The organism is Chitinophaga polysaccharea, from assembly GCF_902150045.1.
In the GTDB taxonomy this organism is placed as follows: domain Bacteria; phylum Bacteroidota; class Bacteroidia; order Chitinophagales; family Chitinophagaceae; genus Chitinophaga; species Chitinophaga polysaccharea_A.
Genome location: NZ_CABFVU010000004.1, coordinates 577,430 through 601,620, shown reverse-complemented (window position 1 = coordinate 601,620; position 24,191 = coordinate 577,430). Strand labels below are relative to the sequence as shown.

The following is a 24,191-nucleotide window of genomic DNA, read 5'->3' as shown; positions in this document are numbered from 1 at the left end:
TACTTTTTTTAGATTAAGTGAGACATTACTGTGAGGTCCCCGCTATTTGCGCCGGCAACATGCCTGTTATTGGAAATCCTGGACCTGATCTTGCTCAGCCCTACCGGTGTAATACCTAAATAAGAAGCAATCAGGTACTGCGGCACCTGCTGCAGAAGCGCCGGCCGTTCCCTCTGAAGATTTAAATACCGCATCTCCGGGCTATCATGCTGAAAAGAAAATAAACGGTCCGTCATGCGGCACAGGTAATACTCCGTCATCCTCCGGGCAATACGCTCAAAAACAGGACTAGACTCGTATAAAAGACTAATATCATTATAGTGCAGTTCCTGCACTTCTACCTCTTCCAGCGTTTTAATGTGGTACCTGCTGGGTTCCTGGCAAACAAAACTGCAATAGTCACCCGCAAGATTTCCTTGGTCATAAAACTGAACAACATTATCTCCTTTATGATCTGCCAGATACTTGTAACATATTCCGCTGGTAATAAAACAAAGTTTTTTACATGTTTTACCGGCATTCAACAGAAAATCGTTTTTTACGATTGATCTTGTTCTGATCAACGGGCTGATCTGATCTATCAGTCTCCTGTCGCAGGAAGGCGTGAATTTGAGTATAAACTTCAGTAGCGTACTCATTATAATTGGCTGTTATTAACCCAAAGAGACACGCTCCGTTAAAATTTACCCACCACCGGCAAAAATTATTTCGGATATTGATATTTTATATATTAATGACCGGAAAGGAAATGGCAGGACTGCCTTAAACAGGGAATTACGCTGTTAATATCATTGTTCATTTTGTACCATCTTTGGGTTGGCATCCATTTCGCGCTGGGGTATCAGTAACACTACTTTCTTGTCCGCCGGGAGCACTTCGAAGGCCGTATCCGCATCTATTGCAGGCCGCACCATAGGTAATCCATTGCGATAATCATCGAATCCGCTATGTCCTTCGAAACAAAGCTCCAGGCGCCGTTCCCGGATAATATCTTTTTGGAGCTGCGCCCTGCTTGAATAAAGCAATGGAGGAAGACCGGCACGGGTATGTATAATATTAACGGCATCCAAGGCTTCTGCGGTATTGTCCATTTTTAAAAGGGCTTCGGCCTTGTTCAGGTAAACTTCCGCGAGCCGCAGATGTATAAAGGGAGCGGCCCTCCTTCCATATTTTGTAGTTACTGTTAAGGGGCTGGACGTGGTTGCCCAAAAAAAATCGCGACGGTAATCATGTTCCATAAAAGCCTGCAGAAGAGAGGGTGCAGCCGACAGCCCTCCGTAGTATGTATTCTCACCCAGGGCATTATTAACATCTATATAGATAGAAGCAAAAATGGTTTCAGGATTATTGTATTTACCGTTATATAACAGGGTATCATATGCTTTTCCCTTCAGCAACTGAAACTTCCCTGCGTTAATTACTTTGTTTGCATACAGCAAAGCCTGTTGATTGATATCCTTATCCGGCGTATCATATGTGCCGCCCATATAGAGGTACACCCTCGAAAGCAAAGCCCATACGGCCGGCTTGGTGGCAAACGCGTTAGTGCGCCCAACATCCGCCGCCATTATACTATCTGCTGTCTTAAGGTCTTCGATGATCTGTGCATATACCTCGCTTACGGTACTGCGGCCCGGAATAAAGTTTATATCTGTATTGTTTTTGACTATAACACCAGGGTTCATTTGCGGGCGCTGGTAGTAAGGGCGCCCGAACAGTCTTACCAAATTAAAATAAGTATACGCCCGTAGGAAATAGGTCTCTCCTTTTGCGTGCAGCAATAAAGCGCTGTTGGCTGGCGGCAGGTCGGTAAACTGTTTGCTTTTTTCAAAACGTGCCAGGCCTTCCAATACCCTGTTGCAGGCAATGATCAGCGTATAAGCGCCTACCCAATAGTCTTCCGTTGACAAAAGACCCGGATCCCGGCTGTAGTTGAAAATATCCAGGTAACCGAAAGGGTTGATTAAGGGTTTACGAAAGGTATTTCCTCTTAGTTCATTCAACCAGTATAACGTGCTATTGTTATTTCTTAGCAGTATGTAGTTGCCATTCACTGCTTCCATAATACCTTCAAAGGAAGATAACTGTTGCTCGCTGTCCGTCCAGTTATTGTTGGTTGGAACAACATCCAGTTGCCTGCGGCAAGCAGGAAAAAACAACAACGCAAAGAAGATATAACAGTATAATACGCTTTTCATCACCTTTTATTTAAAACTAAAGAGCAGGCCTGCCACATAATGCCTGGGTAAACCAAGGCCGGCGCCAACACCGCTCAGAGAGCTGTACAGATCGCCGCCAACATATGCGCCTTCGGGGTCCACCTGCGTAAAGTGCTTACCGGTAAAAGTATGAAGATTATCGATGCTCAGATAAATTCCGGCTCTTTCTATATAGCGGTTCAGCCAATTTTCCGGAAGTTGATAATCCAGCCGGATATTACGTATTCTCAGAAAACTGTTGTCTTCGTAGAAATAAGAATTCCGGATATCAGCAAACAACTCTGTTGTCTGTGTTGCTGTGGAGGGTATATTCGCCTCTTTATCCCCCGGGTAACGCCAGGGATGCTGGAACGGTGCGTAGGCCACCCTGTTCAATACGCCAAAGCCGAGGCCCTGTGCGTCTGTCGCCTGAAACAACATCCGCTCAAAGTTCAGCGAGTGCGTTCCGTATACAAACTCGGCCAGGATACTCAATGTAAAGCTTCCATACTTCAGCGTATTTGAAATGCCCCCATTAAACCTGGGAGTTTTAGTGCCCAGCGTTTGGAGGCCCTTTCCATCCGGCCCCAGAGCTTCGTTTATACCGGCAACCTTTTCTATTTTGATAATATTCCCATTCCCGTCTCTCACCGGTTTCTCAAACAACGGCTCGCCGGTTGCAGGGTCCACGCCTGCATAAATAACTCCTTTCAGGGTATTAATATCTTCTCCCGGATATAAATAATATTGCTCTATCTTGGGGCTTCCGTATTCAGACCCATACGCTGCCCTCAGTGCTCCGCCGTATACGCTTATGATCCGGTTTTTATTAAAAGTAATATTAAAGCTGCTGGACCAACTGAATTTATGAGCGGATATATTTTGCGTATTCAGGGTTAACTCTAATCCATAGTTGCCCAGTATGCCGGTATTACGGAATTGCGCCGACATATTACCGGCAGCAGCCGATTGCGGCACTGCCTGGATCAAATCAAAGGAACGTTTCCGGTAATAATCCAGGCTAACCGCTATACGGTCCAACAACCCTACATCCAGCCCTATATTTAATGTACGTGTGGTTTCCCAGGTCAGATCCGGGTTACCTGTCTGGAATGGGTATACGCCGGGCGCTCCATTGTACCCGTCTCCATTAAGGCCCAAAATACTGTTTGGTCCGTAAATGGTTCTTGTAAGCAGCAGGTTTCCGAGCTGAGAGCCGCTCGTGCCAATATTTACCCTCAGCTTCAACAGATTAACCGCCTTCCACGCCTGCATAAAAGACTCCTTATTTATTAACCAGGACGCCCCTGCCGACCAAAAGGTGGCATTCCGATTTCGGGGGCTAAACTCAGATGAAGCATCATTACGCAAAGAAGCGCTGATGAAATACCTGTTCCGGTAACTATAAGCAGCCCCGCTAAATAAAGAAAACATCCGCGACTTTCTTCTTCCCCCATAGATATCCTCCCAGGTTAGGGAAGGATTATAATCAGGGAGTAATGCCAGCTGCCGTGCTCCAATATCGGATAATATCGGATAACTTTTTGAGATCGCCGGGTTCAACACCTCCGTGTTCAAACCACTTTTTTCACTAAAGACCTGCTGGTATTCCTGGCCTGCTAAAAACCGGAACCAGTGTTTTTCATATGTCCGTTCAAGGACCAGGGTGTTTGAGCTAATGAAATAATCGCTGTTGTTCCCACTGGTCAATAGAAAACCATTACTGTCCGCACCATATTCCTTACCCGTAAACGAACGCGGGTCCGCATAAAATTTCCCGTTGCCCCGCATAAGGTTGCCCGCATTACTGGAGGAGATAGTGAGCCAGTCGGCAGGCCGTAGTGTCAGCTTTATGTTTCCCCAGAAATTTTGCTGCTGGTAACGTTTGGTATTATATTGCCGCTCAAATAAGAAGTTAGGCTGTTTTTCAAGTGGCTTACCGATCGGGTTGAGGAACGGCCTTAGTTCCCCGTTTTCCTCATAAGGCGACAACCAGGAAGGCATCTTATATAAACCCGGAGCTACCACCGGCTGCGTTTCATGATCAAATATACCACTCAGTCCAGCCTTTAGCGAAAACATCCGGCTAAGATCATGATCAAGGTTCAGGCGAAAGGACGTACGTTTGAGACCATTGTCTTTCAATGTTCCCTGTTCATAATAATGACCTGCTGAAAAGTAGTAGCGGCTTCGGTCATTGCCGCCACTGGCAGATATATTTGTTTCCTGTAAAAGGGAGCGCACATAATAATATTTACTCCAGTCAAATGCGTGCGCGATCGTTTCTTCAGTTGGCAACGCCTTATTCAACAGTTCCGGGAGGGAATTAACACCGAAATCCGACTTCCATGTATATTCATAATAGGCCCATCCCTGCGTGAAAAGATCTGTTCTTGCATCGTATAGCTCGCGCGCATTCATCCACCTGAATTTGCCCCGGTTGGGGTAATTAAGCCCAAACTTTGTTTCCAGGTCAATTTTTATCTTTCCCGGCTTACCCCGCTTGGTGATAATGTCTATAACACCTGCCGCCGCCCTGGAACCATAGATGGCTGTTGCTGCCGCATCTTTCAGCACCACCAGCTCTTCGATGTCCCTGGGATTAACTGCATCTTTCAGTTCCGGGTAGGGGGAGATAATTCCGTCAATAACTATTAAGGGCCCGAATATGGTGTTCGGGATCACCGGGTAACGATTACCATTCCTGTCCGTTGCCTGGATGGCCTGTGTTCCTAACAGGGTACTCTGCCCCCTCATCAGCATTTTCCCGCTTCCTCCGGCAGGATTGGCAGAAAGTTGTTCAGTGATATAGAGGCCCGCCACTTTCCCCTTGATCATTGATGTTGCATCAGCACTGGTTACGCCCTGGGTCAGGTCTTTTCCTTTCAGTTTCGACAGCGCACCGGTAAGTTCTTCAACGCGTTTAACCGTATATCCTGTTACTACTGTAGCACCCAGGTCTACAATATTTTCCTCCAAAAGGATGGTCTGCAGCGTTTCCCTGCCCGCTATTACCTGCCGGGTCCTGTAACCAATAAGACTGAAACTGAGCTGATCGCCGGGAGAGACACGAATGCTATATTCCCCTTTTTTCCCGGTAATATTGCCGGTACCATTGTTATAATTGCGTATAGTGACGCCTGGCAGGGATGCTCCTATCTGGTCCACTACCCTGCCGCGAAGTAACTGGCCTGTTTCAGCAGGCGCCGTTTGGACCGGTGAAGGTGAAGACGGATGTACATGTACGACCCTTCCTGTGAGATCATACCGAAGACCGGTCTCTTTTGTGAGAACATCCAGCATTTCAACCAGGGTTCGTTTTTTCGGGGGTAGGTAGACCTTTCTCCTGATCGCCATTATGGCAGGGGAGAATAGAAAAGTAACATTGTACTTTTCCCCCACCTTTAGAAAAACGGTTTCAAGGCCGGCCCCATCAAATCCCAATTCTAATCGATCCTGAGCTGCCGCCTGCCGGTATGAGAACAGGATAAGGCATACGTATAATGACCAACATGGAAATTTTTTGATCATATTCCTGACAAGGCTGTTGTATAAGAATGCTCAGTCCGCTACTGCTGTGCCCCCACGATCTCCAGCACATCTCCTTTCCTGATCACTTTCATATTCAGGATACCGGCAAGCACTGTTTCCAGCTCCTGTACGGGGGGCGCTGTTACTGATGCGGTAATCCTGTATCGAAGCAGGGAGGAATCTTTCACAGTTATCGTGCAGTCGTAAAAATCTTCAATCTGTTGTATTGCCTGGTTCAAGGGGGTATTGGAAAAAACAAACCGTTGCTGCGTCCATGCACTGATACTAAGAGAATCCACGGCCTTGTGCAGTATAGGCGTTGCGCCTGGTGCAAACTCCAGCATTTCGCCGGGTTTAAGCAGCACGGTGTTGTATGGTTCCTTTCTGAAGCGCACAAGAACACTTCCATGCGCTAACATAACATTGGTGCCTGATCGACGGGTTTTTACATTAAAACTGGTACCCAATACCTCCAGGTCAAGTTCCGGGGTGTGTACAATAAAACTATGCGGAGTTATTGAAGCGCTTTCTTCAAGATGCCTGACATTAAATTTGGCTTCTCCTTCCAGCCATACTTCCCGTTTGGCGGCGCTATTGAAATTCTTACGGTAAGTAAGTCTGCTATTTGCATTCAGCATAACAGTCGATTGATCGGCCAGCACAAACTTCCGCACATCAGCGCGGCCGGTCTGGATGGTAAGGCTCCTGCTGTTCATCCACCACATTCCCAGCGAAAACAGTATTATAACAGCTGCAGCAACGGATATCCACCTCCTTCCCGGAGACATACGGCGTACAATTGTTTCAGGTACTTCCGTACCAGCTTGTATATTTTGCCAGATCCGTTGGTACCGGACATGATCCGGAGGCGCTTCCACAAACTTCAGCCGGCTAAGCAGCCTATGTGCTTCTCTCACCTCTTTTTCCTTCTGGGGATAGGTGTATATAAACTTTTGCCAGAATTCCCTATCCTCCGGAAGATCCTTCTTCACCCACTCCTGGAAACTATCATCTGCAAGAAAGTCGTCCATCTCATATCCAGCGTAAGTCTCTATTGAATGATCATTTTTCATAAATCTGTTCAGCTACTATCGTTTGAAGATATGATTATATAATTCAAGAGAAAGACACCTTACCTGACCTATTTTACCCTTCGGTAGCGGTAATTCTTCAAAAAAAGATCCGATGCCCGCACAAAGGAACAACACCAGCGTAACGATCACCATTTCCCGCAACTTCTCCAGCCCCCTGAAAACTGTTTTATAGGTAGCTTTCACAGAAATGCCCATTATCCCTGCGATATCGTCATAAGAAGCATCCGTATAAAAACGCAGGTACAAAGCCTCCTTCTGCCTGGCAGGCAATTGCTGCCAGGCTTTTTTTAACTTTTGATCCGTTTCAATTGAATGTTCCTCCATGATCAATTGCGCTTCAAAAGACGGCTCGGCATCAGCCACATATTCCTCTTCCAATTCGCTATGGGCACGTTTGACTCTCTGGGATAATTTTCTGAAAAGAATATTTCTGAAAGATTTAAGCAGGTAGTACTCAGCAGAATCGGGCGCAGCCAGATTCTCCCGTTTTTGCCAAACGCGAATAAAAAGATCTTGTATAGTATCATCGATCAGATCATCTTCCCTGGTAAACTTTAGTCCATAGTTAAATATGAGATGTACATATTTCTCATAGAAATAGGTTAATGCACTCATATCGCCTGATTGTAACAGTCGCCATTGACGATGCTCCTCAATGTTTTGATTTTTAGGCATTAAGGTCAGTGAGTTTTTCGGTTTAAAGCTAGTATATTTAACATATACGGCCCAAATTTACATAAGTATAAAGCTACGACCAATCAGCCACTCTATCCTGATAAACATATCATTATAAGAAATTAATTAAACGAATTTAATGAAAATAAGAATTTATTAGCGTATAAATGAAAAGTCTTTTTTTGCACACATTAAATATATTCTTGTTTTATCGCCTGAATTAATGTTCCACCACCGCACTTGCTGAAAATTGTGTTGCCATTTGTCCCGGCCAGGAGGGCCAATTGAATTATTATACTAGTTTAATGATCTTTTATCCGGCTAAGCATAAATTGAAAAAAACATTCAATATTATGCAAAACAAAAAAAGACTTCTCCATCTTCCGTTGGTAATGCTTTCGTACGGTATACTGGCAAGTGTCTCCTGTAATAAAGCCTCCAAGGATCCTTCTCCTGTTGTTAAAAAACCGGTGGAACAGGCCGCCAACGCTTCTCATCCGTGGAAAGGCAAAACCGGCCTGATGATCGCGGCAGTAGAAGCGAACGACCATTATTTCGCCAATGTGCTCTGCTATAAGGACACGGCTGGCAAGTTTATGTTTGACATGGCCTTCCCATTTTCGGCCAATATTAATATTGATCGAAGAAGTATGTTGCCTGACCCGGCTACTCCTGGTAAAACCATTTCCAATACGAATTATGGTAAGGCATACATACAATATAACGCACAACATGTTGCTATGATGAAGCCCGGAGGTGTTTTTGACAAAGTAAAGGCGGCCGGTATGCCGGTAGGACTGTCCATTCTGGGTAACTGGGACGAGGCAGGATGGGATAATTTCAAAACCCTTGCCGACGCTACCGCTTTTGCCGGCATTGTAGCCAAAGAGGTGAGAGAAAAAGGATTCAAAGCCATACTTGCGGATGATGAATATTCACTGCACGCTTCCGGCACCCACCCTTCATCATATGTAATGGTCATGTCTGAAATAAAACGGTTGCTGCCCGATATCTTTTTATGTTATTATCAATACGGCGCCGGCGCTGTCCCTTATACAAAACCTGACGGCACTACTGTCAAAATGGGAGATATAGCTGATGCCATTATTTGTCCCTACTACCCACAATATCCGGAGGCAGGCTATTTAACCACCTATGGGTTTCAAAAAAACAAATGGTTTGCTACCGCCAAAGAAAATGCATATAGCACTGATTATGCCCAAAAAGCAAAGGCGGATGGTATTGGAGGCATGTTCTTTTTTGATGTGCGGGGCCGGTCATCATCGCCCAGTGTTTACAGGCCTTTTGCCCAAAGGCTAAAAAACATGATGCTTGCCGATCCTTCCGGCTGCCTGTACGAACGCGAATTTTCAGGTGTTAACGACGAGGTACGGTAGCACCATCCGGATTTTTAAATGAAGAAAGCTAATAAAAAAGAGGCTGTATCAAAAGTAATCTGAAGGTCCTGAGAATTGCGTAAACGAAAATTCTCTCCATCAGGTACCCGAATAAAATCGAGTAAAAATTACTTATGATACAGCCTCTTCAGCGAAAACCGAATTACTATTTATCCGGATTTAACAGAATCAGGTTAATTTTTAACGCCTGTATAGGTAACTATACTTTTAGCGGGTACTACAACATTAAATGTACCGTCGGTATTTACAGGAACAATGCCGGATTTCCAGCGACTGCTACTAGCGTCGCTTGTAAGGTACCCGGTCAGACTACCGGATTTAAAACCCGTCAGGCTTAATGTACAGTGCTGCTCCCCATCTCCTGAATTGATGGTAACTATGGAAAATTTACCGGTTAAGGGATCTTTGAAGGCTGCTATCCGTAAATCGGGATTGGGTTGTGTTGCCCCGATCCTAACATACCCCGCGCCTATATAACGGGAGAAATTACCCATTACATCGTACAGTTTGGGATATGTCAACGGCCCGGTTGGCCCATCTCCCCATATCAATGCTTCATTATTCCTGTTATCTAAAAGTCCAAGCCAGAAAGTATAGGCACTTGCGTTGCCTGTTGTCAGGGCATTGAATATGTTTATACCAAGATGCAGCCCTTCAGCCATGGACGCATCCGCCGGAGCCATGGCATCTGAGGCTTCTGTTACCCATACAGGTTTTCCTGATACCGCCAGTGAACCGGGCTTCAGGTCAAGGAGACCACCAGCTTTACCACCAGTTCTCCATTGCTCCCCTGCATCGGCAGCATCTGAATAAGTATGCGTGGCATAGATATCAATATTGCTTTGATCCATCGGCTCCTTTCCGAAGAACGCCAGCTGAAAACCCGACACAATAGCATTAGCTATTCCCTCCAGGAATGATCCGGAATTATGCAATCCAAACCCGTTCAGGTATGCATCAGACGTTCTCCAGGAAGCAGCTTCGGGAGATAAGATCTTCACATTTGAAAAGCCTGAACTGTTTAATACCGGCCTTAAATTATTCGAAATAAACTGTCCAAGCTGTTTAGGCGACCAGACACAATTTGCCCACTCCGCAACGATATTGTCTGGTTCGTTAGCAGGGCTTACACCATAAAAGCGGATACCTTCCTTCTGATACGCCCGCAAAAATCCCGCAATGTAGCGTGCATAACTGTCTGCCGAAGTTTTAAAATTCAGTGTATTAAACAGGGTGTCGGCGCCGGAGGCAAAGGAGTTACCATTTCTCAGGAAATCAAGCATGCCGGTTGTGTCCTCATGATTAATAAGGGCGTTAATAAACTTCACAAGTTGCATCGTCCCTGGTTTCTCCGATTTGGGATTAATACGCATAGCAAGAGGAGGACTCCATGCTGAGGCATACATGACAGGCACATTATAACGTTCTTTTGCTTTCTTCAATATCCACAGTTGACTGAGTTCCTGTTTTTTTAACCAATCCAGTTCTCTATACACAGCGCTTTGGGGATCTGTCGTAATATTGACATTGGAAGGATGTAGCGTTACATTCCAATTGGATGGATTGTAAGAATAAGTCCACAAAATCTCTCCACGGATCATATTCAGGCGAAGCCCATTATCGCCGAACAAATTTGCAAGAACAGTGTCTCTATGGGCTGATTCGAAAAACGGTATAGCCCTTCCCGCAAACACGCCAAAACCCTGAATGTGCTGGTAAGTTGTATTCCAGTCCAGGGTTGCCTTACTATTAACAGCGGGCTTGATCGTACCCGGAACATCATCCAACCGAAAAATGCCCGGTTTGCTGCAGCCTGCTGTCATTAAAACCACGGCTGCGTATATCAGCCACAAATTTCTAAACATTTCCAGTTTCATTTTGATTATTTTTAAACGATAAATAAACCTGAGTTAACCAAATTCGAATAAAATAGCATTTAGCAAAGGGCTTACGGAAGGAAGGCCACAGACATTACGAGGCAATTACAGCCCGGCAGACTGCCAGCCTTTATTTAAATGAATGGCCTGCGCTGTTTTTGCCTGCCGTTTAGTGTAAATTGTAAAACCGGAAAAACTGAACCGGCTCTCTGCATGTAGAAGGTGTCTCATTTTGGGTCTGTCATTTTTTCAACCTGGTCGTTTTCAATACTGTGGTCTTCTGAAGGCATAACCGGACAGGATTGCCCTGAGACGCATTCCAGGCTTTCATCATGGCTTAAATTCTCTGAACAGGGGCTACACCTAACAAAAAACAGGAGTTTTTTACCACTCCGGTAATAAATAACAACTGAACATTAACGGATATTTGATGATAGCCCTTTTCTAAGGACGTAAGGTCCTTCAGGCAAACAGGGAAAGACAGTTGCGCTGTAGTCTTGAACAACGTGGAAATACCTTCTTTTTTCAGCATCGATACGTCAGGTTAAGATAAAGATTCTGGATTATTCATTCTCCAAAAGATGGAACCCGTCATAAAGAGACACTCAATTCGATTTTTTACCCTTACGGAAAAAAATTTCCGAACCATTTGTCCTGCCTTATCTTTTCCAACCCGTTCTTAAGAAATAGACAGATAGGCTCTTATTTTATGAAGGTCATTCCGGTATTCTCTCACGGTTTTAAAAGAGCCACTCCCCCAATAACTTCTCATACACCGAAAATTAGCATTTTCAATGTTATCTGTGGTCAATGTGACATTTCTGAATATAGGTTAACAATAAGCAGAGTATGAACATTTGTGCAACAAATTTGGTGATTATTAGCATTGTTCCATTTTTAAATATGCTTTTTTTGCTTCTTTAACCAAACAACCCACGATATGAAAAAAGAAAACCCACTGACAAAAGTAACCAGGAAGGTTGCTTTTAGCGCTGCTGCAATCGTTGTACTTGCAGGCTCTACAATTTTAACAGGCTGTAAAAAAGAAGCAAAGACCCAGCCCGATATAGCTGGCATTGAACGTCTTTCCAAAACTGAAGTCGCGGCCCAATCCTACCAATCGGGTACGCATAACGGCTTTTTTTGGTCACTTTGGAAAAGTGATGGTGCTACCGGTACAGTTAATTACGCGAATGGCCCTGGAGGAAATTACAGCGTTAACTGGAACGGATTTAATGGCAACTTTACGTGCGGTAAAGGCTATTCTGTAGGTTCTGCATCCTACAAAATAGGATATAATCTTGGTACTTATTCAAATTCCGGTGGTGGTACTTTCGGCTGGTATGGATGGAGCAGAAACCCTTATTATGAGTATTATGTGAATGAAACATGGGGTGCAGTATCACCGCATACCGGCACTTATTTAGGGACATTTGAAAGCGATGGTGCAGGTTATAACGTATGGACCCGTTGGGTGACAGGTAAAAATATTGATGGTGGTGATGGCTTCAGACAGATCTATAGCTCCAGAGTCACAAAAGTTACTACCGGACAAAACCGCGTCATTACTTTTGCCAACCACTATAACAAGTGGAGTAGTTTAGGGTATACTCTTGGCCAGTTAAATATTCCGGCCATTATGGTTGCAGAGACCTGGGGCACTAATACTAATGGCAATATTAACTGTACCATTTGGGCGCAATAAACACTGGTTTAAATTAATAACAGACAGATACTGCCGGGCTTTCTGCCAGGTAGTATCTGTCTGTTATTTCCCATCACTTACCCGGATTAAGAATGCCTCTTTAATATACTAACTATTAGTTATGATGAGATCAATACCCTATTTTCTTGCATTTTTCATTTTTGCTCTTTCTGCCTGCGATTCACCGGATCCTAAAAATATTGAAGGAAACAGAAAATTTCTGATCGGAAAATGGCATAGATTTTCAATGGCAAATGGGTATAGCGAATTTGATATTGATTCGCAATACATAGTTTTTTATAATCAGAAAGTTGGCCGGTTCGGGCTTCCTTACAAAATAGAGAATGATTCTTTGAAATACCTTACGAATCGCTACGCGGCTAAGATTACAGACTATGGTGACTCAGTACTTCTTGAAGGCAACGATAGTACTGAAGCCACTTTATATAGGTTTAAAGAATCGGCTGCTCCTTTTAAGACAATTCCTGAAGTAAAAGATTCTTCATCATTTGCATTATACATCGCAGGTTTCGATAAAAGATTAACCCGGGAATTTGAAAAAGCCGGAATAAAAATTTCTGATGGTACGGAAAAGCCAGAGGAGCCTGCGTATGAAGAACTGTTAGAAAAAAGCAATAACAAATAAAAAGGCGGGAGTGTAAATTGACGCGCATAGCACGGGTTAGGCTTACAATTGGTTATTGTATAAAGAAAGCTGAACGAAGCAATTTACCGGCTTACCAGCTCCGCCAATTTCCTGGCCATTTTCGCGGGTGCGCTGGACGACGACACAGTTTCTATAGCTATACCTGTTACGCTTTCCATCTGATCAGAAAGTGTCATACCTCGAAATACAACCCCAAATTATTCACCGGCAGATGTATGCAAAAACAAACCCGCCGCTTTTGCCACATTTTGTAGAACTATGCCGAAAAACGTTCCAAATAGAATGATATTATACACCACCATATTTGGAAAAAGCGATCGCACCGCCTGTGAGCTAATGTAAAAACTCAGGGATATTTCAGTATGAGGACTATATGGTAAGTACTACACATAGACGATTCCTAAGTACCTGAGAAGTATCCGGGAACTAAGGCAAAGGTATCAAATTAAGGGAATGATAAGCGTATGAAAATTGTTCCTGGCATCAGACCTGTTCAGATTCGATTTCCTCTAAATCCATTTGACAATGTGATTCATTGTATATATATTCAAAATAATTCAAGTATTTTTAACTTAAACCTAACTAATCATAATGTTCAAACTTATCTTATCATTTTTGCTTTTATTCGCCTGTTTTGTGGCATTTAGTCAGGAAAAGCGATCCGGGAAATCCGCAAAACACAACATTGCTATTGCAGAAAAGGGCTTAATTAAGATATCCGTCATGTATCCTTATGCCGAGGGTAAAACTTTCAATATGGAATACTATGAAACTAAGCACATGCCTATGGTTGCGGGTTTCTTAGGGTCAAATCTGGTTAAATATACTATTGAAAAAGGGCTTTCCGGTGGTGTTCCTAATCAACCTTTACCTTTTATGGCCATTGGCACTTTTTATGTAAAAAGTTTAAGTGAATATCAAGCGGCCATCGCTCGAAACAGAGATGCGATCCGCGCAGATTTTGCAAACTATACCAATGCCACTCCAATCATCCTGGTAAGCGAAGTCATAAAATAAAGCTAACTTATTTTATGAAGTGATGTGTAGGCGGTGCGCTCAGAATGGTCTGTGCTCTATACCTCACTGGCGTAAACTATCATGCAAATGAGATAAGGTTGTATACCCGCAGCTTTCTCTATAGTAACATTTTAAGTGCATTATTTATATTCCTCTGCTACAACAGTATTTCCTGGATCCTTGACTGACACTAAGATCCGCATCCATTTCTTCTGAAATACTTTATCACAAACAAAAGGTTATGTAAAAGCGCCTGCGCCAGTGGCAGGCTGCCCGGGTCTTAGCTTTTGATACGCAAAGAAGAGGCTCTTACGATCAATTTTGATTCAAGCAGTATTTTGTTATTGGTGGCAACAGGAATATTCCCGTTCAACTGCTGGAGCAGGTGTTTGGCCACAATTTCCCCCATTTCCATAGCCGGGTTATCTATGGTGGTTAATTCGGGTTCGGTTATCTTGCTCATGAAGTCGTTATTGAACCCTACAACAGCAATATCTTCCGGTGTTCCTGATGAAAGTGGCAGGAAGGCGATTACAAAGGAGGATTTGTGGCGATTGCTGCCTGTAAATGAACACATGAAGGTAGGAGAAGTTACCGGGCGGCAAGTCAAAGATTGGTTAGAAAAGGAAATTAACAATGCTTTTTCAAAAAACCCTGGCGAACGTTTTGGTGGATGGCTGGTACGTTTTTCGGTAATGTACCCCTCATTTTCCAGCCGTTTTATACGCTCATAAAGAGGGGTCTTGGATATGCAACAAGTCTGACGGCTCTTTCACGTTCAGCTTAGCATTATCCTGCAAGGCACTTACTATACCAACATCTGTTTTATCCAGTTTCGTCATGGTCTTTTTCCCTGTTCTTAGTGTTTTAAAGCGATTGAATTAGGAATTGTTCGTAAAAAACGAATCAAACTTAGAAATAACTCCCAATATTACAACCTTATATAGCATCCAAACGCCATTTCCTATAAATTCGCCGGAACAATAGATCTAAAATCATGAACAATACCGGAGTAACTATCGAATCAAAGAAATGTGTATTGATAATAGACAATAGCCAACCAACAGGCGTTGTTGCCAATACCTTAAGTATCTTGTCGCCCACCCTGGGCAAACAGCTGGGAAATATTATAGGACAGGTTTTCCGATGTGGCCCAAAAATACAGTACATACGACCAATGATAATAAAAAGGGCCCACCTCCCGGTAAGCCCTCTCTGCTGATAACCAACTATCTCTTAATTCCAGTACTTCTCCCCTTTCTTCATTTTCTCCAGGGTAGTTTCGTAGTTCTTTTTCTCTTCACCATTAGCTTTGTTCATGGCTTTTTCTTCCCAGGCCAGGGCATCAGCCTTTTTACCGGCTTTGTACAGCAGGTTGGCGTAGGTGTCCATAAATGCGGGCATCTCATTTTCTCTGAAAGAACGTTTGCTCCATTCCAGGGCCTGTTCTATGTATTTCTGATCTTTGCATTTTTCAAAGGTGGTCCGGGCGAATTCGTTGAGTGTGTACGGATCAGCTGTGTTGCCGTATTTTTTCATATAGGCGACAATGTTCGCTACCGCGTTATCACCGTCTTTTTTATCACTGAAATACTGGATTTTGGTTTTCAGTACCAGTTGTTCTGCAATGGACGGATATTTAGCCTTTACCTTTTTTTCGATGGCTGCCCAGTCGGGTGCAGATTTATTTATGGTACGCAGTGCAGCGTATACTTCCTCCTTACCGACTATCTCCACTAATTTAGCTTCTACGCCACCAAGTTGATTGATAATGTCGGGTGTCTCCAAACTATGCTGCATCGAGCTAATCATATCATCTTTGGGATTGACGCTGATAGCACGTGCAAAATCAATGTTACCGGGTGTGTAAAGTTCGGGCTGCTGTGTAAGGTAAGCTTTGGCTGCCGCAAATGCAATTCCCTCATAACCTATATCCTTTGCCATGTAAGCCAGCTTACGCAGAAAAACAGTGTCTTTCTGACCGTTTTTGTACTTTTCCACCTGGGTGTAATACTGTTGATCAGGGTCCAGGGAAGCAGCACGTTGCGCGAGGAACATGTCAGCGTCTCTTGCCGCACCTACCTGCTGGTCAACGATGGTACCCTCCGGTGAAAAGACCAGAAAGGTAGGACATCTCCCGATATTATCGTCTTTCTCTACATAGTCTTTCTTTATCTTTAGAGCATCATCATACCATTTTTTCACCTCTTCGTCGTCTTCGGGGGTCTGGTCCATCTGTACCTTCACATTGAGGAATTTGGCATTCATGAACTCTCCTACTTTTTCCTGCGGGAAAATGTTGGCTGACATCTTTGGACAAATCTCGCACCCGGTGGTGAAGCAGTGCACGAAGATGTATTTGTTCTCTGCTTTGGCTTTGGCTTTGATCTGTTCCCAGGACAAGCCATGCTCGAAATGCATACCTTTTTCCTGCGCCATAGCAGCGAATGGCAACCAGAAGGTTAATAATAATAATAATTTTTTGATCATAAATTTAATGTGTTGGTTTGGTTTTACGACTTGAAAGTAGGGAACATACCCTGCAGCGATGCCGTGAAAGGCGAGAGCAGCGGTAATTACGCACCGGCGTATGTTGAACAGAAAAAGGTCTTCATGGGCATACTTGTAAAATGGCTGCTGATATCTGACGCGCTGACCCTATAAAACGCTATGGATGCGGTAATCCCTTTCTTATGAAAATCACCGGCATCGGCACTGGTCCGCCTCTTAACGCCGCTTCTGCCAGGATAAAATTAAACGCTGCAAAGGTGAATTTCACATAGCCAAACCGCAATATTACGATTCATAACTATGTGGCCATCCACGCCAATGTTAAATGATGATTACGAATTAGCACAATTTGTAATCATCATTTTTGTTCAGAGTGTTTCGCCCTTCTTCATGTATGGCCAGCGCTTCTTTTGTCAGGCGTTTCAGCGTGTTAGGCTGGTTGTGGTTGCCGGCTTCAGTGCACGCGCAGAAGCGTCAAGAAACGAGATGGCACTCATGCTGCCTTCTTCCACGTGCACCAATTTACCCTCGGGAGAGAAATACAGAAACGTGGGATAAGCCCTCACACCGTACTTTTTCGCAATGGCTGCTGCATCGGCGTACCAGCTTTTTACCGCCTCGTCGTCCGTGGACGTTTTGTCCATCTGTACTTTCACCGATACAAATTTCTCCCTGAAGAACTCACCGACTGTCGGCTCGGTGAAGACCTGGCTGCTCATCTTTTTACAGGGACCGCACCAGGTGGTGAAACAATCCATAAAAATAAACTTGCCTTCTTTTTTGGCTTTCGCCTTCACCTCTTTCCAGCTCAGGGCATGTTCAAAACGAATGCCCTGATCCTGTGCCATGGCGGCTAATGGCAACAAAAAGGCTAACAGCAACAATTTTTTCATCATATATCAATGTGTTAGTTTGATTTTTTACAAAGCTAAGTCAGGGTCCTATATCCTTTACGTTATAGCCTTCATTTTTCAACAACGGTTTAAAATAGCCCTCCGGCGGCGAATGTCTATTATTTTATTTCCTTTCGTTTGGTTCCCGTTCCGGATTCATCTGTATCAGCTTAGGCACAATGAGGAACAGGTAGTGATCGTCATTGTGCCTAAGCGTATAGGCTTGTCCGTTATAGGTATGCCTGCGTGTTTTTGCAAAGCGCGGGGCTTTGCTGAGGACAAAGTATTCATTCGCCGGAAAACCTTCCATCAGATAACCTTGATAGTTTTTCCCCATCATCCTAAAGAGACAATGGAATACAAAATTTACCCTCATTTTCCGAAAAAATTTTTTTAGAAAAATTTTTTAACGGCGTTGCAGCAGGTATAACAACACAAGCAGGGAGAAGTCGCCGAATTGCTCTCGTAAGCGTTCCAGCGCACGATAGACGAGTTGGTATGTGCCGCCTGTATTGATTTGCAGGATTTCCGCAATCTCTTCATATGACAGAGCTTCGGAAAATTTCAAAAAGATAGCCTCCCGTTGCAGGTGCGTCAGTGTATCCATTAAGGCATCCACTTTTCGCTTCAACTCCGTTGGCCCGCTCCGCTCTGATGCTCATCAGACAGTTCCAGATAAAAAGGAATGTGTTCTGCGGAAAACGTTTCCTCCAGCCGGGAAGGGTTGTATTCCATCTTGCACAATAAGATGCGCCGGATGGATAATAGCAGGTATTGTTTCACTACCTGGGTGGAACAATCGAATCTCTATTGCGCCACAGTTTCAGAAAAAGGGCCTGAATGCTCTCTTCCATAAATGATTTATCCGCAGTGAATTTAAATCCATAGTTGGCAAGGGGCATGCCGCCCCGTTATCCAGCAGCCCGATAGTTTCTATTTCCGGTACCGGCAACGCTGGTCCGCTGAAATGCCGGTTGGCGAAATCATCTTTTTCAAATCCATTGCCTGCTGATGGACCCGTAGTATATATATTTTTCAGGAGATGACCACCAGGAATGCAAACGACTCCATACCATCGGGCGCCGACCCCATGTGTGTAATCGCGCCATAGTGACCAATCACAGCAGCGGTCAGTTGTTCAATATCTACTATGGGTTTTCGCACCGGTCTTTTTTACCTGAAACAATAGGACAGTGAACTGGTTCAGTTCAGCAGCATAGTTTTCATTAAATTTAACACAATTGTGCTGTTAGAAATCAAAAAATGCTTCTCCCCAATATTCTTTCAATCCAGCGGGTCCGATAGCCAAACGTTACCGAATTGCTCCAGCTCAAGGGGAAATTTACAAAAAAATGACACTGGTCTCCGGCCAAAACTTAACATCCACTGCATCATTAATAAAAAGAAGTGGTGAAAATACAAGATAGAGCATAGCATGCTTATGTCCTGGTTGCCGATATCTCTAAGACTTGCCATTGCGTAGCAAAATGGTGTTAAATGCTAATACTTGCATTCCTGTCGAAGTGACAACCATTTCACGGCTGCTACATCGAAATATATTGTCTATGCCTAAACTGAATGTCAAATGCATGCGGAAAAAGAACTAGTCACACTCCTTCGGCTGGGAGATAGCGATGCCTTAAGCCAGTTATACTTCTTGCACGTAAAGCCGCTCAGCTATTTTATCCTGAAACCGGCCAAATCAACAGTACTGACGGAAGATGTGATTCATGACGCTTTCATTAAAATATGGGACCACCGTAGCTGGTTGGACCCTGAACGGTCTTTTAAAAGCTACCTGTACACAATAGCTCGCAGGACGCTTATAAATCTCTTTGACCGTATGCACCGGGAAGAAGATGTTCTTACTGAAATTAAAAAGTACGAGATCACGGATCCTCTTTCTACGGATCAAATACTACTTGCAAAGGAAACAAACAAGCTGTTAAATGACGCGATTATCAGTCTGTCTCCCGGATGCCGCAAAGTCTTCATCCAGTACAGGATCAACGGGCTAAGCCACAAACAAGCCGCGATGGTACCGGGCGTGTCTGAAAGTACTGTTAATAACCAAATGGGCAAGGCGCTCAAAAAAATGAAAAATTTTTATACTGGATTGTAATCAATCGATATATAGTCAATATGGTATAGCTAGATAAATTATGCGAAAAGATTTTTACCAGTGTAGTTATGGGATCTTTTTCATTTGTATAGGTATAGAACAGTTAGCCACCAGGGCGATATTTTATCAGGCACATATGCCTGCCGGCCAAATGGTATACAACAACCCTGGAAATGGGCAGTCATTCTCTCCTGGGCTGGCAGATGGCAGGTTGTGCCTGCCGACCTTGGAAGCCGCCCTTGCGTAGAAGAACAATGAATTTATGTTTGACTGTGAACCGATTGAAGTCATTATGAAGAGAATCAACCGTTGGTATGATGTAGAAATTATTTATCAGGGCGAAAAGCAAACAGAAAATTCATGGGACCAATTTCAAAAACCAACAGTATCGTGGAAGTATTGGCGCTGCGGTCCGCTACCATTGACGCTCACTTCACGATTGAAGGAAGTATTATTTACGTAATGAAATAACCACCAGTCATTACAATTTATTTCCCGGGGAGTCTTCGCGGTCGGCTAACCATATAGAATCAGCGATTGAAAAATAAAATCCAACCAAAATTAAAAGTTCATGACGCCCACAGACGGTAACTATTCGAACAACCTGACGGCAAAAGAGGTACACTGGCAGGCCTTTCATAAGAAGCACTTGTACCAGTCTTTCCAAAGCAGGAATTATGAATCTCAAATCTATATGAAGAATGTTTAATTTTTACACTTGCTTCCTAAGCAGCGATATCAAACACCTGACGGCACATTGCGGAAAATTGTTATTCATCCTGGTATTGATGCACATGAGCATATCCGGAAATGCCCAACAGCATATCCCGTTGCCTATTCCTACGGGGCAGCCATCGCTTATCACAATCAGCGGGCGGCTGGTAGATGAAAAGAACAGGCCGGTAGTGGGTGGTACCGTAAGGGTAAAGAAGGGAAAGTCAGCCATCACGGATCGAAACGGCGCATTCACCATTAGCTGCGCCGACAATAAAGCAATGGTCCAGTTCAGTTGTGTGGGTTTTCAGGAAAGATCATTGTCGGTCAAGTCCCTTGCTGAAAACCCCGTGGTAAAGCTGGAAACCGGCGTCAATACGCTCAGAGAATTCAGTATTGAACGCAAGAAGACCGTGGGTACTAAGGTGGATCTGCAACATAAGGGGCACCTCAATCTCAGCCAGGTGTTGGAAGGAGCTGTTCCCGGGCTGACGCTCCGGAGAGGATCTCAGACAAAAACAGGGGAATTAAAAGTATACATGGGCGTTGGAGTAATGAGCCTTGAAGAGTATTATAGGAAATACCCACCTACTACTTCCTCTGGATTTGGTGCTTTGGGTGGTGGCGTACCAAAATATCAGACTTTCGAAGACTTTAAAAGGGCAGTGGAAAACGGGGAGGAGAACAATGTTAGTATTAGTCTTCCGGGTTCTGAATCAGCAGATAACACGTATAAAGCAGAGAAGTTTACCAGCAGTACGGGCATTATACCAGAGTTACGAGGCGCCAACTCCTTTACTGGAGGAACATCCGGTATGCTGGTGGTAATCGATGGTTTTATTCGGGACGACTTTCCAGCAGACCTACCTATGAACAATGTGGAGTCTGTTGAAGTTATCAGAGATCCCGAGGAATGTCTTAAGTGGGGGCCCAAAGCAGCCGGTGGTGTAATTTTAATTACAACCAAGACCCCTCAAAAAGGCAAGCCGCAAATCAGCTACAGCAGTAATTTTTACTATACGCCGGCGCCAGATATAAGCGCAGAAAAATTACGGCTGGCATCCTCAGCAGACATACTGGATTACTACAAAGAAGCCTATGACAAAGGGATTGTGACTTATAAAACTCCTAGTACGCCTGGTTTTCTGTCTCCCGCTGAGAGGATCCTGGCCGATCTTTATAGGGAAACACTGACGCAGACTGCATTCCAGCAAAAATGGGATTCGCTCGCGCTGCTCTCTAACCGAGAGCAAATGAAGCTGCTGCAACGGGACGAGCTCCAGCAAAATCATTCGCTGTCCGTTGCAATGGGGATGCGTAATTACAGCTTTACGGCAACGGGTCTCTGGACCATGAACCGCAATCAGCTGATCAACGATAAAGCCCAAAGATTTGGCTTCAATATGAAGCATAACCTTTCCTTGTTAAAAAACACATTGAAAGTAGCCTTGATGACCGATTTCTATAATAACAAGACGGTGAATGGCACACCCATCAATATAGACTGGGATCCCTACCAGCTTCTGCTGGACCCGCAAGGTAAATATGTTTACAATTATAATGAAATTCCACCCAATGTGGGTGAGAAGATGATGGAGGCTGGGTATTTAAACAGCGGATACAATCCTTTGGAGGATGCACGATTAAATAACAGTACATCGAACCAGAATAACATTAATTCCAACCTAAACATTAACTGGAAACTGGCCAAAGGGCTCAACTGGTCCACGAATATCACCTACCAGTGGTCAGGAGTAAATAAAACCGACTACACAGCGGCGGCTTCCAGCCAGGGAAGGACATTGATAAATCGATATGGAGAAAGGGTCATTGATAATAACAGGAATGTTGAGGATGTTATTTTTCATATACCAAAAGGAGATATCCTGAAAAAAGGACAGAACAGTACAAAAATGTTCAACATACGCACAGGATTAAGTTTTAACCACACATTCGGAACCGCCCATAGTCTGTCTGTTAGTATGGATGGCGGCGCCACCAATGCGGAAAATGCCGGTCTCCCTACATACACCTTTTACGGGTATGATCGGGCGACAGGCCACAGTCTACCTGTTTTAACCGGGCCAACCTCCAGTTTCAATAACTATCTCGGCAGTTCCATGGACGCTCCTCAATTACTGGTACCTACGCTCGCCACTAATAGCTATAGCAGAAGTATAACGATGAACGCCAGGGTGAACTACAGTTACCTCGACCGCTTTTTATTGGGAGCATCCTACTCCGGAATGTTCACTCCAAATGTGGGGGAATCTTCTGCCTATGCCTCAACTACCACGAAACGCATCAACGGTTCCTGGGATATCAAGCAGGAACCTTTCTTTAAAGCCTCCTGGATCAGCAAGCTTGAAATGAGTGTCAGCGCTTCAGAAACCGGGGCCGCCCGCCTGCCGCCGGCGCTGATTAATGCCAACAGGCAATTGCAGCCCTTGTGGAATAATGCGGCAATTATCGCATCCGGCGTTAACAATACAGAATTAAGCGGTCAAACCTACCGTGAATTAAAGGGTGGGTTGAAAGTAGGCTTGTCCAAAAATCGTTTGATGCTATCCCTTGATTATACAAAGAATAAAAGTAGCGCTTTGGGTCAATGGAATGGCCGTGCAATATATGACATCGCCGGTGAGCCCTGGTTCCGTTTTCCTGCTCTGAGCACGCTCAGAGTGGAAGCAACACTACAGAATATCAACCCCTACCAGGGCATGAATATCGTTACGGAGGCAAATTCACTTTCAAACAGTGGTGGATTCAACACGCCTGCCAACAATACACAGGGGACATTGCCGCCTACAATCATCAACAAAGAAATAAACCTGATCGTAGGTGCGTTGAATGACCGGTTCATGGCCGAATTGCGTTACTATAACAAAACCGTTGCTGGTCTTGTAAACGGAAATGCTCCTACGGACCCGGCTACAGGTTTGTCTTCCAAACTAAACTACAGCGTATCTGCCAACAAAGGGGTGGAAATGTCGATAAAGGCTGGGATCATCCGCCGTGGAAAAGTGGACTGGACGGTGACGGCAAATGCCGCCTATAATATCAACCAGGTGATCAGTGCGCCGCCCGTGGCCTTTACGCTAACCGACAGCTATCTGTCGGCCCAGCGTGATGGCTATAGCACAACGGGCCTCTGGGGATTTCGATGGGCAGGACTGGACACAACCGGCGCCCCCCGGGTCTATAATCAGAAAAACGAAAAGGTAACCAGACCCGATTCTCTTTCGTTGGTATATCTGGGAACATCAGTGGCGCCCTGGTCCGGCGCGCTAAACCAGAGCCTGCGCTTCGGCCGTTTCTTTGCCAGTGTAAGAATGTTATTCCAATTCGGGCATATCATGAGAAGATATATGCCGGTACTGACTACAGAGCCAGACAGGAACATTGCCATCAGGGACCGTTGGCGAAAGCCGGGCGACGAGGCCTTTACAGATGTTGCGGCCATTGCCCAACCTAACCCCTTAAGGGAGTTGCTCATCAGGAATTCCAACAACAGCCTGATGCCGGCAGATAATGTGCGGCTGAGAGAAATCCAATTAGGTTATGAGGTCCCTCTTGGAAAACGCATAGAAAAGACCATCAAAAGCCTGACATGGTCTGCACAGGTATTGAACGTGGCAGTATGGACCTGGAACAAATATCACCTTGACCCTGAAAAGGTCAGCAACATAGGGGTAGTAAGCTCGCCCACGCCCAGGCAATATGTGCTGAGTGTCAATGCAAGTTTTTAACGCGAAAAAAATCACAATGC

General features: G+C 44.5%; 19 protein-coding genes and 1 pseudogene. 8 read left to right on the top strand and 12 right to left on the bottom strand.

What is annotated here, in order from left to right; all coding sequences use genetic code 11:
* Positions 1–8 precede the first annotated feature (8 nt).
* The 5 genes from FN124_RS27200 to FN124_RS27180 all read right to left on the bottom strand — a co-directional run bounded on the left by FN124_RS27200 (position 9) and on the right by FN124_RS27180 (position 7,498).
* Positions 9–638, bottom strand: coding sequence for a Crp/Fnr family transcriptional regulator (locus FN124_RS27200; RefSeq protein ID WP_142687928.1), 630 nt, complete (start codon positions 636–638; stop codon positions 9–11).
* Between the two features lie 150 nt (positions 639–788).
* Positions 789–2,198: a RagB/SusD family nutrient uptake outer membrane protein gene (locus FN124_RS27195; protein ID WP_142687927.1), complete on the bottom strand. Its 1,410-nt coding sequence runs from the start codon at positions 2,196–2,198 to the stop codon at positions 789–791.
* A gap of 6 nt (positions 2,199–2,204) precedes the next feature.
* Positions 2,205–5,501 carry a SusC/RagA family TonB-linked outer membrane protein gene (locus FN124_RS27190; protein ID WP_185937402.1) on the bottom strand — a complete coding sequence of 1,099 codons (3,297 nt, stop codon included), beginning with the start codon at positions 5,499–5,501 and terminating at the stop codon, positions 2,205–2,207.
* A gap of 266 nt (positions 5,502–5,767) precedes the next feature.
* Positions 5,768–6,760, bottom strand: a complete 993-nt coding sequence (locus FN124_RS27185) for a FecR family protein (RefSeq protein ID WP_185937401.1) — start codon at positions 6,758–6,760, stop codon at positions 5,768–5,770.
* 57 nt (positions 6,761–6,817) lie between these two features.
* Positions 6,818–7,498 (bottom strand): RNA polymerase sigma factor, encoded by a 681-nt coding sequence (locus FN124_RS27180; protein WP_142687924.1) that lies wholly within the window; start codon positions 7,496–7,498, stop codon positions 6,818–6,820.
* A gap of 353 nt (positions 7,499–7,851) precedes the next feature.
* On the opposite strand from FN124_RS27180, the gene FN124_RS27175 reads away from it, so the two are divergent.
* The gene (locus FN124_RS27175) at positions 7,852–8,895 is read left to right on the top strand and encodes a glycoside hydrolase family 18 protein (RefSeq protein ID WP_142687923.1); all 1,044 of its coding nucleotides are present in this window, start codon (positions 7,852–7,854) and stop codon (positions 8,893–8,895) included.
* A gap of 194 nt (positions 8,896–9,089) precedes the next feature.
* Here FN124_RS27175 and FN124_RS27170 read toward each other — a convergent pair whose 3' ends face one another.
* A complete protein-coding gene (locus tag FN124_RS27170; protein ID WP_221887926.1) occupies positions 9,090–10,781 on the bottom strand; it encodes a glycoside hydrolase in 1,692 nt (563 codons plus the stop codon).
* A 952-nt stretch (positions 10,782–11,733) separates the two neighbouring features.
* Here FN124_RS27170 and FN124_RS27165 point away from each other — a divergent pair.
* The 3 genes from FN124_RS27165 to FN124_RS27155 all read left to right on the top strand — a co-directional run bounded on the left by FN124_RS27165 (position 11,734) and on the right by FN124_RS27155 (position 14,182).
* Positions 11,734–12,498 (top strand): glycoside hydrolase family 11 protein, encoded by a 765-nt coding sequence (locus tag FN124_RS27165; protein ID WP_142687921.1) that lies wholly within the window; start codon positions 11,734–11,736, stop codon positions 12,496–12,498.
* Between the two features lie 121 nt (positions 12,499–12,619).
* The gene (locus FN124_RS27160) at positions 12,620–13,144 is read left to right on the top strand and encodes a hypothetical protein (RefSeq protein WP_142687920.1); all 525 of its coding nucleotides are present in this window, start codon (positions 12,620–12,622) and stop codon (positions 13,142–13,144) included.
* Positions 13,145–13,756: 612 nt separating this feature from the next.
* Positions 13,757–14,182 (top strand): EthD family reductase, encoded by a 426-nt coding sequence (locus FN124_RS27155; protein ID WP_260607596.1) that lies wholly within the window; start codon positions 13,757–13,759, stop codon positions 14,180–14,182.
* Positions 14,183–14,462: 280 nt separating this feature from the next.
* On the opposite strand, the gene FN124_RS31265 is transcribed toward FN124_RS27155, so the two are convergent.
* Positions 14,463–14,645 (bottom strand): substrate-binding domain-containing protein, encoded by a 183-nt coding sequence (locus tag FN124_RS31265; protein WP_221887925.1) that lies wholly within the window; start codon positions 14,643–14,645, stop codon positions 14,463–14,465.
* Between FN124_RS31265 and FN124_RS27145 the strand changes: the two genes are divergently transcribed.
* Entirely contained in the window at positions 14,644–14,916 is a 273-nt protein-coding gene (locus FN124_RS27145) for a 5'-nucleotidase C-terminal domain-containing protein (protein ID WP_185937423.1), read from the top strand. The genes FN124_RS31265 and FN124_RS27145 overlap by 2 nt on opposite strands.
* 502 nt (positions 14,917–15,418) lie before the next feature.
* Here FN124_RS27145 and FN124_RS27135 read toward each other — a convergent pair.
* The 5 genes from FN124_RS27135 to FN124_RS31565 form a co-directional block, all read right to left on the bottom strand.
* Positions 15,419–16,672: a thioredoxin fold domain-containing protein gene (locus tag FN124_RS27135; protein WP_142687915.1), complete on the bottom strand. Its 1,254-nt coding sequence runs from the start codon at positions 16,670–16,672 to the stop codon at positions 15,419–15,421.
* Positions 16,673–17,115: 443 nt separating this feature from the next.
* Entirely contained in the window at positions 17,116–17,589 is a 474-nt protein-coding gene (locus FN124_RS27125; RefSeq protein WP_142687913.1) for a thioredoxin family protein, read from the bottom strand.
* Between the two features lie 121 nt (positions 17,590–17,710).
* Complete coding sequence (locus tag FN124_RS27120) at positions 17,711–17,896, bottom strand: hypothetical protein (protein WP_142687912.1); 186 nt, start codon at positions 17,894–17,896, stop codon at positions 17,711–17,713.
* Between the two features lie 96 nt (positions 17,897–17,992).
* Positions 17,993–18,205: an RNA polymerase sigma factor gene (locus FN124_RS27115; protein ID WP_260607603.1), complete on the bottom strand. Its 213-nt coding sequence runs from the start codon at positions 18,203–18,205 to the stop codon at positions 17,993–17,995.
* Between the two features lie 416 nt (positions 18,206–18,621).
* Positions 18,622–18,750, bottom strand: coding sequence for a hypothetical protein (locus FN124_RS31565; RefSeq protein ID WP_260607595.1), 129 nt, complete (start codon positions 18,748–18,750; stop codon positions 18,622–18,624).
* A gap of 421 nt (positions 18,751–19,171) precedes the next feature.
* Between FN124_RS31565 and FN124_RS27110 the strand changes: the two genes are divergently transcribed.
* The 3 genes and pseudogenes from FN124_RS27110 to FN124_RS27100 all read left to right on the top strand — a co-directional run bounded on the left by FN124_RS27110 (position 19,172) and on the right by FN124_RS27100 (position 24,171).
* Positions 19,172–19,708, top strand: coding sequence for an RNA polymerase sigma factor (locus FN124_RS27110; RefSeq protein WP_142687910.1), 537 nt, complete (start codon positions 19,172–19,174; stop codon positions 19,706–19,708).
* Positions 19,709–19,970: 262 nt separating this feature from the next.
* Positions 19,971–20,042: pseudogene (locus FN124_RS31855) on the top strand (FecR domain-containing protein); the annotation flags it as partial.
* A 460-nt stretch (positions 20,043–20,502) separates the two neighbouring features.
* Positions 20,503–24,171, top strand: coding sequence for a carboxypeptidase-like regulatory domain-containing protein (locus FN124_RS27100; RefSeq protein WP_185937400.1), 3,669 nt, complete (start codon positions 20,503–20,505; stop codon positions 24,169–24,171).
* The last annotated feature ends 20 nt before the right edge of the window (positions 24,172–24,191 follow it).

What these genes read in the sequence shown, in the direction of transcription:
- FN124_RS27200 (WP_142687928.1), bottom strand. Translation starts at nt 638, where the DNA reads ATGAGTACGCTACTGAAGTTTATACTCAAATTCACGCCTTCCTGCGAC.
- FN124_RS27195 (WP_142687927.1), bottom strand. Translation starts at nt 2,198, where the DNA reads ATGAAAAGCGTATTATACTGTTATATCTTCTTTGCGTTGTTGTTTTTT.
- FN124_RS27190 (WP_185937402.1), bottom strand. Translation starts at nt 5,501, where the DNA reads ATGCTGGATGTTCTCACAAAAGAGACCGGTCTTCGGTATGATCTCACA.
- FN124_RS27185 (WP_185937401.1), bottom strand. Translation starts at nt 6,760, where the DNA reads ATGGACGACTTTCTTGCAGATGATAGTTTCCAGGAGTGGGTGAAGAAG.
- FN124_RS27180 (WP_142687924.1), bottom strand. Translation starts at nt 7,498, where the DNA reads ATGCCTAAAAATCAAAACATTGAGGAGCATCGTCAATGGCGACTGTTA.
- FN124_RS27175 (WP_142687923.1), top strand. Translation starts at nt 7,852, where the DNA reads ATGCAAAACAAAAAAAGACTTCTCCATCTTCCGTTGGTAATGCTTTCG.
- FN124_RS27170 (WP_221887926.1), bottom strand. Translation starts at nt 10,781, where the DNA reads ATGTTTAGAAATTTGTGGCTGATATACGCAGCCGTGGTTTTAATGACA.
- FN124_RS27165 (WP_142687921.1), top strand. Translation starts at nt 11,734, where the DNA reads ATGAAAAAAGAAAACCCACTGACAAAAGTAACCAGGAAGGTTGCTTTT.
- FN124_RS27160 (WP_142687920.1), top strand. Translation starts at nt 12,620, where the DNA reads ATGATGAGATCAATACCCTATTTTCTTGCATTTTTCATTTTTGCTCTT.
- FN124_RS27155 (WP_260607596.1), top strand. Translation starts at nt 13,757, where the DNA reads ATGTTCAAACTTATCTTATCATTTTTGCTTTTATTCGCCTGTTTTGTG.
- FN124_RS27145 (WP_185937423.1), top strand. Translation starts at nt 14,644, where the DNA reads ATGAAGTCGTTATTGAACCCTACAACAGCAATATCTTCCGGTGTTCCT.
- FN124_RS31265 (WP_221887925.1), bottom strand. Translation starts at nt 14,645, where the DNA reads ATGAGCAAGATAACCGAACCCGAATTAACCACCATAGATAACCCGGCT.
- FN124_RS27135 (WP_142687915.1), bottom strand. Translation starts at nt 16,672, where the DNA reads ATGATCAAAAAATTATTATTATTATTAACCTTCTGGTTGCCATTCGCT.
- FN124_RS27125 (WP_142687913.1), bottom strand. Translation starts at nt 17,589, where the DNA reads ATGATGAAAAAATTGTTGCTGTTAGCCTTTTTGTTGCCATTAGCCGCC.
- FN124_RS27120 (WP_142687912.1), bottom strand. Translation starts at nt 17,896, where the DNA reads ATGGAAGGTTTTCCGGCGAATGAATACTTTGTCCTCAGCAAAGCCCCG.
- FN124_RS27110 (WP_142687910.1), top strand. Translation starts at nt 19,172, where the DNA reads ATGCATGCGGAAAAAGAACTAGTCACACTCCTTCGGCTGGGAGATAGC.
- FN124_RS27100 (WP_185937400.1), top strand. Translation starts at nt 20,503, where the DNA reads ATGAGCATATCCGGAAATGCCCAACAGCATATCCCGTTGCCTATTCCT.